The organism is Dysgonomonas sp. Marseille-P4677 (assembly GCF_016652235.1).
Taxonomy (GTDB): Bacteria; Bacteroidota; Bacteroidia; order Bacteroidales; family Dysgonomonadaceae; genus Dysgonomonas.
In genome coordinates this window covers 1-11,310 of sequence record NZ_JAEPKU010000012.1, presented here as the reverse complement: position 1 = coordinate 11,310, position 11,310 = coordinate 1, and the positions used below count along the sequence as shown (strand labels likewise).

Genomic DNA, 11,310 nt, shown 5'->3' with positions numbered 1-11,310 from the left:
TAGAGTTATAATTTTAGGAAAAATCGGTATTTTACTGAGATTTCATTTTTCGTTCCAGAATTTATAATAATTAAACCATTGTTCGGGATATTTACAAATAACGCTTTCTACAGCTGAGACATATTGGTTCAAAAGTTGTTGTTCCGATCTAATATTGTCTTCTTTTCTATAAGATGTAGCTTGTATAAAATGAAATCTGTATGTTTTTTTTCGCTCGCGCATGGCAAAGTAGAATACAACAGGAGCTTTCATCTTGGCTGCCAATAAAAACGGTCCTAAAGGAAAATTTGCTTCTTTCCCCATAAATGTAGTTTTAAGACATCTTTCTTCATTTACATATCGGTCGCCTTGAAAACAAATATATTCTTTATTATCTAAGGCTTCTTTAATAGCAAAGACATGGTTAAGGTCGCTATTATTCACCGAAATAATTTTAAAATCTGCCGAAACCGTATTTTGCTGTAGAACGTCTTTTATTCTTTGATATTCTGCATCATACAGTACTATATTAATCTTTTTACCGTATTCATCGAAAAAAGGAGTTCCAATTTCCCAGTTTCCGATATGAGCACCGATTATTATGGCTCCGGTATCGGCATTAAGTATATCTAGAAATTTGTCGTAATTTTCGAAACGGAAATTGTATTTGTCTTTCATTCCGTTTCCAACAGCTACTTTATCTATAAGTGTTTGTCCCAACCGATAATAGTTGAGGAAAAGCATTTTTATAGAATGTATTACGTTTAGGTTTAGTGTTTTGCGAGAATAATTCCAAATGCTTTTTGTTGCTTTAGGTGCAAATAGGATGAAGTATGAGACAATCGTACCTAAAAATATATAAGCAGCTCTTATTCCAATTTTCTTTATTAAGAAAATAAAGAACAGGTATCCGAATGCTCCACCTCTGGATTTACCCTTCCATTTCGTCATTTGGCTTGTTCAGATGGTCTATGATAAAATCATAGAAGTCCTGAAAGGTTTTTATATTTACAAAATCATTTCCACTTACGGTGAACCCAAAATTTTGCTCTATAAGTACAACCATATCCACAAAATCGAGACTGTCCATTTCTAACGTTTCTATCAGTGGAGCGCTAGGTTGTATTGTTTCAATATCCACTTCGAATTCTTCGGACAGAGTCTCTCTGATTTTTTCTATTATCTCTTCGTTTGTCATTTCCATTAAAGGCTAATTACTCTTTGAATTTTTTTATTATTAATGTTGAGTTTGTTCCTCCAAAACCAAAAGAGTTAGATAGGAACATATCGAATGATGTATCTATACGTTTAGTAGGTATATTTAGCAAAGCCGATGCTTCGTCGGATTCTTCAAAGTTTAGGTTGGGGGCTATGAAATTGTTATTCATCATAAGTATCGAATAAATAGCTTCACTTGCTCCGGCCATCCACATTTCGTGTCCGGTCATCGATTTTGTAGATGCCACAAACGGTTTGTGGTTTCCAAACACATTATGTATAGCTTTAGCCTCATTCATGTCTCCTATAGGAGTTGACGTGGCATGAGCGTTGATATATTGTATTTCTTCGGGTTTTATACGAGCGTCTTTTATGCACATTTCAAGTGAGCGTACCGGACCGTCTATATTTGGTGTGGAAATATGATCTCCATTCGAAGAGAAACCATATCCTATAACTTCAGCCAATATAGGTGCTCCACGTTTTATTGCAGATTCATAGCTTTCTACAACTAAACTGGCTGCACCTCCACTCGGAACTAATCCATCTCGATTTTTGTCGAATGGACGAGAGGCTTTAGTTGGTTCATCTATACGTTTTGAAAATGTACCTAAACCATCAAAACTTCCTACAGCATAAGGATTAACTTCTTGCGCTCCTCCACAGAGAATGCAGTCCTGTAGTCCATTTTTTATAAGGAAATATGCCAGCCCAATAGTGTGAGAGCCGCTTGCACATGCACCTGATATCGTAAAGTTGATTCCTTTGAGTTTAAAAATAACAGAAAGATTCATTGTTACGGTCGAATTCATCGACTGAAATATTGATCCTGAACCTACTAGTACTGTATTTTTTTTATTTCGAATAATATCAGCAGCCTCAATAACCGGTAGTGCGCTACTGTCGTTTCCATAGAGTATGCCTACTTCATTAGCTTCGAGAAAGGACTCATCAATTTTTGCATTTTGGAATGCTTCAAGAGTTGCCACATAAGCATATTCTCCTTGTTCGGCCAGAAAATTACGTTTTTTTCTATCGAGTAACTTTTTCATATCCGGTCTTTTCAATATACCTGTTAAAGGAGACAAAAAACCGAAATCGATTCTTTCAGAATCAATGTCAATGCCGGACTTGCCATGATATAGTGAATTTTTAACCTCATCAAGGTTTTTCCCGATGCAGGAATAAATTCCCATCCCTGTAATAACAACTCTCTTCATTATGCTTTTAAATAGTATCTTCAGGTGTATATACCGCCATTAATAGAAATTACTTCGCCTGTAATGTATGAAGCTTCTTTGGATGCAAGAAATCCTACTAAAGATGCAACCTCTTCTGCTGTACCAAAACGCCCGACAGGGATCATATTTTTCAATTCCTTTTCAGGAAGATCTTTAGTCATGTCTGTTTCAATGAATCCCGGAGCTACAGCATTTACTGTTACGTTTCTTGGACCAACTTCGGCTGCAAGGGCCTTAGTTGCTGCAATGAGACCTCCTTTTGCTGCAGAATAATTGGTTTGCCCTTTCATCCCTTTAATGCCGGACAAAGATACAATATTTATAATTCGGCCAAATCGCTTTACAAGCATATTTTTCAACATATACTGTGTTACATGGAAAAAACCGTTTAAACTTATATTTAAGACACTGCTCCAGTCTTCTTCTGGCATCCAGATCATCAGATTGTCTTTATTGATACCGGCATTGTTAACCAACACTTCGATGTACTCGTTTTTATGCTGCGTAGTCCAAGTATCTAAAGCCTGTTTCACTTCATTACTGTTTGATACATCGAATTTCAAGAGTTCTCCATCAGAGCCAACTTCTTTTACCAGTTCCAGCGTCTTTATAGCATCATCGTAGCTTGCATTATAATTGATAAGGATGTAATATCCCATTTCGGCCAGCTTTAGGCTAATGGCACGACCTATTCCTTTACTAGCTCCGGTTACCAGTGCATATTTCATAATAAGGTTTTTTCTATCTCTTTGTTAGTTAAATAATCAGTTAGGTTTGCTATATCCTTATACTTAGGAGTATCTTCAACGAATTTAGGAAAAATATTTCTGATTTCGGTATAGATATTTTTTGTATTGGGTGATAAATTATCTTGTATGTCTAAAATGTCGATAGCTTGCGCTATTGCCATAAATAGAATTGCCATGACCTGATAGCCATTATCAATAACAGTTTTAGCAAGTAATGCAGAGTTGGTTCCCATACTTACAATATCCTGATTATCGTTGTTGTTTGGAATGCTATGTACGTACATCGGGTAAGACAGAGTCTGGCTTTCGGCTGTGGTAGATGTTGCTGTAAACTGTGAAGCCTGCAAACCATAATTCAGACCTAATACTCCCATATTTACAAATGGAGGTAGTATTTCATTTATACGATCGTGAAACAGGTAATTAAGTTGTCTTTCCGAAAGCATTGTCAGCTTAGTTATAGCAATTTTCAGTTTATCCATTTCAAAAGAGATATAGTCTCCATGAAAGTTTCCACCATGGTATACATTTTCACTTTCATGGTCTACTATGGGGTTATCACATGCTGAGTTGATTTCATCTGTCAAAATATCTTCGATGTATATCAAAGTATCGTATATTGGACCCAGTATCTGTGGTACGCAACGCAGCGAATAGTAAGGCTGTACTTTATGTTTAAGTATAGTGTCTTTATTTTCTTTATTGTATAGGTAATTTTCGCGTTTCAGTAGACAAGAACTGTCCTTACTCCAATTACGCATTATTGAGGCTATCTCGTTTTGTCCTTTATGATGCTTGGCAGTATTGAGTTCTTTTGACATAAAATCGTCATACGAAGAAGCTATTTCATTGACCATTACTGATGCTACAATAGCCCAATGTAAAAGCCTTTTGGCATAAATAAGATTGATTAAGCCGATACCTGTCATCACCGACGTGCCATTGGTCACAGAAAGGCCTTCGCGAATGTGCATCGAAATAGGAGTCAGATTGTTTTCCCGTAATACTTCGGAAGTATTTCTTAGCTTTCCTTTATAAAAGACTTCACCTTCTCCTATCAGAGTGAGTGCTATATGGGCTAGTTGGACTAAATCTCCGCTGGCTCCGACACTACCATGTTCGGGCACGGAAGGGCAGATTCCTTTATTTATAAAATCAGATAAAAGCCTAATTAGTTCCGGATGAACACCGGATTTACCTTGTAGCAAATTGTTTAGGCGAACTATCATGGCCGATTTTACATAAAGCTCATTCAGAGGTTTACCCGCTCCGGTAGAATGGCTCCGGATAATATTATATTGTAAATTATTAAGAAAAGCATCATCAACACGATATTGAGCCATAGGACCAAAACCGGTGTTGATACCGTAAATGATTTTATCTTTAGAAAATTCTTTTAAAAAGTCGTAGTTTTTTTTTACAACATAAATAGATTCTTGACTTACAACAAATTCTTTACCTTTGAATAAGATATTATATATAGATTCGATGTCAAGGCTTTTTCCCATTCTTTTATATTAGTGTTTTTTAAGAACAGCAAAAGTATTACTTTTTAATCTCCTTTGCAAAGCGAGGATGGAAAAAACAGTTAAATATTTCATGTAATAAGAAAGAAATTTTACGTATTTCTTCTATATTTTGATTATAAAAAATGATCCTTTACAAAGAATCGATGAAAGGGGTTACCAGAGATAAGGTATTTTCATGTAATAAATTGTTAGTAGCCACAATATGATGACTTTTAACAAAGTTATCACTTCCTCTATAATCTGTAATCATACCTCCGGCCTCTTGTACAATTAAAGCTCCTGCCATAAAATCCCAAGGTTTGATATACGCTTCAACCCACAAATCGAAACGTCCTATAGCGACATAGCATAAAGACATAGCGGCAGATCCATTTATACGAATACTAGATACATTTCCATATAAAGTATTCATAAGATGATTAATGACAGGCTTGTATTGTTTATCGTTATATGGCAGATCAAGTCCAACCAAAGCTTTATTCATGTCACCTGTATTAGAAACCGAAATCTGATTACCATTCATGTGCGCCATTCCATCTTTCCATGCATAGAAGCATTCGTCGCGGCAAACCTCATAGACAACTCCGATTATGGGTTCTGATTTGTAAGTTAATGCAATACTTACACAGTATGGCGCATTGTCGTGAATAAAATTAGTTGTTCCGTCTAAAGGATCTATCACCCAGTAATATTCATTTTCCGTAAATTCTACGGTTTCTTCTTCTGTAATAAAGCCAGCTTCGGGCAGAAGCTCTGATAGTTTTTGAACTAATAATTTTTCGGTTTCCTTATCCACATATGATACATAGTCGTGAGCGTTTTTCTCCTCAACCTTATTTCTATTGAAAACTTTTCTTTCTTCTGATAAAAATTTACCACCAGCTTTTGCTATTTTACAAACTTCGGATGTTAGTGATTCTAAATTCATATTTCTAATTATAAAGGTCTAAAATTAGTCAATTTTACTTTTAGTGTAGCTTTTTTATATAATTATATTGTTTTGCATCTAAAAGCTATTTACATTTGTTCTTCTGTATTCGCAATCGGATACAATATGTTTCTTTTGCCCTGAAACATATTTTGGTTCAACTTACAACTAAGTATATAAATCGATATTTTGCCCAGTCGAATTCAGTAGTACATGTAATATTTTGTCAAAAAAACTGTATAGTAATGAAGAAATACAATTTCATCCTGTTCTTTATTTTGTTTCTGGCTTCTCTTGTCTCTGTAGGATGTAATAATACCGATAAGAAAGATGAGCCTGTCGTAGATAGTAAATATCATAATCCTGTAATAGCCTTAAGTTTACCCGATCCTACAATAATCAAGGCACAAGATGGCTTTTTTTACCTGTATGCAACTGAGGATACACGGAATGTTCCGATTTATAAATCTGAAGATTTAATAGATTGGATTTTTGTAAAGACTGCATTTACAGAAGATACTCGTCCCAGTTTTGAATCTAATGGAGGAATTTGGGCACCTGACATTAATTATATAAATGGTAAATATTGTCTTTATTACTCTATGTCTGTTTGGGGTGGAGAATGGACTTGTGGCATTGGAGTTGCTGTTTCAGACAAGCCTGAAGGCCCGTTTGTAGATAAGGGGAAGCTTTTTAGAAGTAATGAAATAGATGTGCAGAATTCTATAGATCAGTTTTATATAGAAGATCAGGAAAAGAAATACCTTATTTGGGGAAGTTTTAGGGGGATTTATGGTATAGAACTAAGTGATGACGGCTTATCTATAAAGTCTGGAGCTGAAAAAAAACAAATAGCCGGAACAGCTTTTGAAGGGACTTATATACATAAAAGAGGAGAATATTATTATTTATTTGCATCGATCGGCTCTTGTTGCGAAGGGATAAATAGTACATACCAACTCGTTGTTGGGCGTTCTAAATCTTTATTCGGCCCTTATTTCGACAAGTCGGGAAAGGATATGATGGAAAATGGCTATACAGTGGTTATTGCCCCCAATTCACGTTTTGTAGGTAATGGGCATTGTTCCGAGATAGTACAAGATAAAAGTGGTAAAGATTGGTTGTTTTATCATGGTGTAGATGTTCAAAATCCTAAAGGAAGAGTCTTGTTATTGGACGAAATAAAGTGGAGTGGTGATAACTGGCCCTATGTATCGGGAGGATCACCTTCATTATCGGCTTCTAAGCCAGTTTTCTGAAAGAAATAACTTATTCTAGGATACGATAAGCAAAGAATAAAATAGAAGACCTGCTAATTTTAGCAGGTCTTTTTTGTAAATCAATCATAATCTTGGGGGTATAGGATGGGGATTAAAAAACAAATGAAATCTGAAATTATTTTATTTATTTTCGCCACATTTGTATTTGAGCCTTATAAATAGACGAGTTTTTCTACTGATTTATTCAATTGTGATTACACAATTGATTTTAGGCCCTGTATTTAATCTGATATTCACGGGAAATATGATGGATGAAAAAGAGTTCGAGCATACTTTTAATTTATATTATCATTCGCTCTGTAAGTATTTGTATTTGTTCACTACTGATTTTACCTTAATCGAAGATGTTGTTCAGTCTGCTTTTCTTAAGTTATGGGAAGACAGGGAAAACGTTTCTATTACTAATATTAGAGCATACCTGTATCTTGTAGTTCGTAATCGTATCATTAATGCTATTAGAAATAATCGGAATCGCAAGAATCTACTTGAGGATTTCTTTATTGAGGAAATGATTAATGAAGAAGCAACGGATATTATTGACTTTGAAGAGTTTTATGAAAAAGTGCAAGAATCAGTGAATCTTTTACCTGAAAAGGCCAAGATTGTATACAGATTGGTAAGAGAAGAAAAGTTCTCATATAAAGAAATTGCCAAGAAGCATAATGTTTCTGTGAAGACTATTGAAAACCAAATGTCTTACGCTTTAAAATGTATTCGAGACAATCTTAAATCGTATTACGAAATCATTATGCTTTTTATTTCTTTGGTGGTAAATTGTTTTTTTTAATAATTCCTATAGGGGTTTTATTCTTATTAAGTGATATATATAAAGAATCTTGATTTTTTTTATGAATAACAATAATATTTTTGATATAATATCTAGGAGTCTGAGCGGAGAAGCTTCCGATGATGAAATTACATTTCTATTGCAATGGTGTGCCCAATCGGAAGAAAATAAGAAGGAATACATGGAGTTTAAAAAAGCTTGGATTTTATCAGATAGAAATATAGATAAGAAAGTAAAAGCATCGAAGGTTCATATTTGGAATAGTATTATTGATTATATTCCGGTTAAAACATCCCAAAGATATTCTAAACGCATATTAATTTATTGTTGTTCCATATCAGCAGCAGTGGCAATTCTTATTATGCTCGGATTCAACTTTTTTAGAGGAAGAGGGGGCATTTTCGATGAGCCTCAGTTTACATATATGTATATGCCGAAGGGCGAAAAGGGACAATTGTTTTTACCCGATGGAACAAAAGTATGGTTGAATTCTGATACCAAAGTAACCTTAAGTAATCAATTTAATGTAGAAAACAGAATAGTATACCTGGAAGGTGAAGCATATTTTGATGTTACTAAAGATGAGGAGAATAAGTTTATAGTCAGGGTTGATCATTTAGATGTTATGGTACATGGTACTACGTTTAAGGTTGCTGCTTATTCTGAATCGCCTGACATAAAAGTATCTCTTCAGGAAGGTTTAGTGAGTATCTTAGAAAATAATACAAATAAAATACTAACCGAACTAAAACCAAATCAAGAAGTTTCGATTAATAAAAACACGCGTTTTTTGGATAGGCATACATTCGATCCCGATAATTATATATCATGGACCTTTGATGAACTCATTTTTGATTATTCATCGACAGATGAAGTATTCTCAAAGATGGAAAACTGGTATGGTGTAAATATTAAAGTTGTATCACCTAAAGAAAATTTGAGGTACAGATTTAGAATTAAAACCGAAACTCTTACCGAAATACTTGAACTAATGAATAAAATGACACCATTGAAATATCATATTAATGGAAAGGAGGTGACCATAATCTATAAATAGAATACCATGAAAAAAGGGTGTAAAGAACGGCCATTCTTTACACCCCGAAGATAGCAATGCCCTTATTCTTAATAGTTTATTAAGCTGTGTAATTTACGTAGCTTATACGAGGCTTGCTTATTTTCAAATGTAATTAAAAAACATCAATTACTAATCTTAAAATTCAATTAAATGCTAAAGAAACTCACTTTAATCGTTTGTTGTAGCTTGACTATCTTCATATTGCCGATAAAAGCACAGCAAACTGTAAATTTAAATATGAAGGATGTTAGTTTAGAAACTTTGATAAAAACAATAGAGAAAACTACAAATTATACTTTCATGTTTGATAATACACTAGACCTTTCAGAGAAAGTTAATGTAAACTATAAAGATACTTCAATTAAAACAGCTTTAGATAAAGTCTTTCAGGGAAAGGGAATTATATATGAAATTTCTGGGAATCAGATAGTTCTAAGAAAAGAGGAGCAGGGTATAAGCCAGAATAGGCCTTTGCAAAAGGTAACAGGTACAGTGATCGATAAGGATGGATTTGCACTGATCGGTGTTACTGTAAAAGGAGGTGATCAAGGAACGGTTACTGATGTAGATGGAAAATTTGAAATCTCAGTGCCTAAAGGAACGAATATCACATTTAGTTATATTGGCTTCTCCAATCAGGAAGTAAAAGCTTCCGATTCACCTCTAAGAGTCTTGATGCATGAAGATAATACTCTTTTGAGTGAGGTTGTAGTAGTGGGTTACGGTACAATGGAGAAAAGAGCCGTTACAAGTTCCATTACTTCATTGAGCAGTAAAGACTTGGTACAAGGTGTTGGTGGCGCTAGTATAGCTACTGCTTTACAAGGAAAAGTATCAGGATTGGTTATATCAGGTACATCGAGCCCTAATTCGAGTAATGAAATTCAGTTGCGTGGGGTCGGTTCCATTAATGCCGGTCAGCAGCCTTTGGTAGTTATAGATGGAATACCAGGCGGGGATATTCGTTCAGTAAATCAGGAAGATATATTATCTATAGATGTGTTAAAAGATGCATCAGCCGGAGCTATTTATGGAACACGTGCGGCTGCCGGAGTTATCCTTATCACAACCAAGCAAGGACAATCTACAGACGAAGGTCGTATAAAGTTCACATATACAGGAGAGTTTACTACAGAATCAATTCGTAAAAAACCGGAAGTTTTGTCTGCACAAGAATATCTGGAGTACAATAGGGGGAAAGATTATGGTGGAGATACTAACTGGTACGATGAATTGACAAAGGATCTTCCATTTTCACATCGTCAGGTTTTTAATGTGACAGGTGGAACTAAATATTCAAATGTTTATGCAACATTTACTACTCAAGATCAAAAAGGAGTTGTTATTAACGATTCAAGAAAAGATTATTCAGCTCGCATAAATGCGAACTTCAAGTTTATAGATAATTTTTTAGAATTAAAAACCCATGCTGCATACAGACAAGCAAAGAGAACTAATCATCAGCCAAATTTCAATCAGGCTTTGAAGTCTAATCCAACACGTCCAGCTTATAATCCAAACGACCCAAGCAATACTGGCTATAATATCTGGCTTGGAGGTTGGGAAGATTTTAATGCATTGGCCGAAAGTAATTTGAAGAATAATGGAGGACTTGATAAATGGCTGAATGGTGATGTTACGATAAAATTGAATTTCACTCCTGAATTTTCATTTCAGACAACAATTGGTTATCAAAATAGACAGTGGGATTTTCATGAATATACTTCTCGATGGACAAAAGAAATGCAGGAAGCAAAACGTACAGGAAGAGCAAAGCTTGGTATAGATAAAAGAGACGATGTTTCTTTAGACTCTTATGCAAATTATATAAAAGATTTTAATGGGCATAGCATAAATGCCACAGCGGGATATAGTTTCTTTGAAACAAATCGTGAAAAGTGGGATATGACCAATTTCAATTTTCCGGTCGATGCTATTGATGTTTGGGATATGAATGCCGGGACATATCTTTCGGATGGAGAAGCTGAAATGTCTTCGTCTAAAGATGCACGAGAGCGTCTGATTGCTTTTTTCGGGCGTGCGAATTATTCATACAAAGATAAATATATGGTTACGGCAAGTCTGCGCCATGAAGGTTCTTCTAAGTTTGGAAAAAATAATCGTTGGGGAGATTTTTGGTCTTTATCTGGAGGCTGGCGGATTTCAGAAGAATCATTTATGGAAAATCTTAGTTTTATTAATGATTTAAAATTAAGAGTTGGCTATGGAATAACCGGTAATAATGGTTTCTCGGCAGGTAAATCAACTTTGATGTATGGGTCGGATCAATGGTGGTTTATAAATAATGAATGGGTTCGTACATTCGGATCTACCCATAACGTCAATCCTGACTTGAAGTGGGAAGAGAAGAAGGAGCTTAATTTCGGGTTAGACTATTCATTATTTAATAATCGTTTATATGGTAAATTAGATGTCTACAAGCGTAAGGTAGACGGTATGCTGTATAATATAAATGTACCTCAACCACCCTATGTCCATTATGATATGATTGTAAATGCAG

Annotated in this window: 10 protein-coding genes; 4 read left to right on the top strand and 6 right to left on the bottom strand. The window is 34.8% G+C overall.

The genetic code is table 11. From position 1 onward, the window contains the following. Positions 1-42: 42 nt before the first annotated feature. The 6 genes from JGH11_RS04325 to JGH11_RS04300 all read right to left on the bottom strand — a co-directional run bounded on the left by JGH11_RS04325 (position 43) and on the right by JGH11_RS04300 (position 5,644). A complete protein-coding gene (locus JGH11_RS04325) occupies positions 43-930 on the bottom strand; it encodes an acyltransferase (protein ID WP_201110340.1) in 888 nt (295 codons plus the stop codon). Then, positions 911-1,177, bottom strand: coding sequence for an acyl carrier protein (locus JGH11_RS04320; RefSeq protein WP_201110369.1), 267 nt, complete (start codon positions 1,175-1,177; stop codon positions 911-913). The genes JGH11_RS04325 and JGH11_RS04320 overlap by 20 nt, the downstream gene beginning before the upstream one ends. Positions 1,178-1,193: 16 nt before the next feature. Continuing rightward, positions 1,194-2,417, bottom strand: a complete 1,224-nt coding sequence (locus tag JGH11_RS04315) for a beta-ketoacyl synthase (RefSeq protein ID WP_201110339.1) — start codon at positions 2,415-2,417, stop codon at positions 1,194-1,196. A gap of 20 nt (positions 2,418-2,437) precedes the next feature. Continuing rightward, complete coding sequence (fabG, locus tag JGH11_RS04310; RefSeq protein WP_201110338.1) at positions 2,438-3,166, bottom strand: 3-oxoacyl-ACP reductase FabG; 729 nt, start codon at positions 3,164-3,166, stop codon at positions 2,438-2,440. After that, positions 3,163-4,695: a histidine ammonia-lyase gene (gene hutH / locus JGH11_RS04305; RefSeq protein WP_201110337.1), complete on the bottom strand. Its 1,533-nt coding sequence runs from the start codon at positions 4,693-4,695 to the stop codon at positions 3,163-3,165. Before hutH ends, fabG begins: the two co-directional genes overlap by 4 nt. 151 nt (positions 4,696-4,846) lie before the next feature. Then, positions 4,847-5,644, bottom strand: coding sequence for an inositol monophosphatase family protein (locus JGH11_RS04300; protein ID WP_201110336.1), 798 nt, complete (start codon positions 5,642-5,644; stop codon positions 4,847-4,849). A gap of 245 nt (positions 5,645-5,889) precedes the next feature. Between JGH11_RS04300 and JGH11_RS04295 the strand changes: the two genes are divergently transcribed. From JGH11_RS04295 to JGH11_RS04280, 4 genes are all read left to right on the top strand, one after another. Beyond that, positions 5,890-6,903 (top strand): family 43 glycosylhydrolase, encoded by a 1,014-nt coding sequence (locus tag JGH11_RS04295; protein WP_201110335.1) that lies wholly within the window; start codon positions 5,890-5,892, stop codon positions 6,901-6,903. Between the two features lie 211 nt (positions 6,904-7,114). Continuing rightward, entirely contained in the window at positions 7,115-7,711 is a 597-nt protein-coding gene (locus tag JGH11_RS04290; RefSeq protein ID WP_201110334.1) for an RNA polymerase sigma-70 factor, read from the top strand. A gap of 61 nt (positions 7,712-7,772) precedes the next feature. Next, positions 7,773-8,768, top strand: a complete 996-nt coding sequence (locus JGH11_RS04285; protein WP_201110333.1) for a FecR family protein — start codon at positions 7,773-7,775, stop codon at positions 8,766-8,768. 171 nt (positions 8,769-8,939) lie between these two features. Then, the coding region (locus JGH11_RS04280; protein ID WP_201110332.1) for a SusC/RagA family TonB-linked outer membrane protein at positions 8,940-11,310 on the top strand (2,371 nt) is incomplete at its 3' end.

Coding starts and splice junctions, on each gene's coding strand:
- JGH11_RS04325 (WP_201110340.1), bottom strand. CDS start 930: ATGACGAAATGGAAGGGTAAATCCAGAGGTGGAGCATTCGGATACCTG.
- JGH11_RS04320 (WP_201110369.1), bottom strand. CDS start 1,177: ATGACAAACGAAGAGATAATAGAAAAAATCAGAGAGACTCTGTCCGAA.
- JGH11_RS04315 (WP_201110339.1), bottom strand. CDS start 2,417: ATGAAGAGAGTTGTTATTACAGGGATGGGAATTTATTCCTGCATCGGG.
- fabG (WP_201110338.1), bottom strand. CDS start 3,166: ATGAAATATGCACTGGTAACCGGAGCTAGTAAAGGAATAGGTCGTGCC.
- hutH (WP_201110337.1), bottom strand. CDS start 4,695: ATGGGAAAAAGCCTTGACATCGAATCTATATATAATATCTTATTCAAA.
- JGH11_RS04300 (WP_201110336.1), bottom strand. CDS start 5,644: ATGAATTTAGAATCACTAACATCCGAAGTTTGTAAAATAGCAAAAGCT.
- JGH11_RS04295 (WP_201110335.1), top strand. CDS start 5,890: ATGAAGAAATACAATTTCATCCTGTTCTTTATTTTGTTTCTGGCTTCT.
- JGH11_RS04285 (WP_201110333.1), top strand. CDS start 7,773: ATGAATAACAATAATATTTTTGATATAATATCTAGGAGTCTGAGCGGA.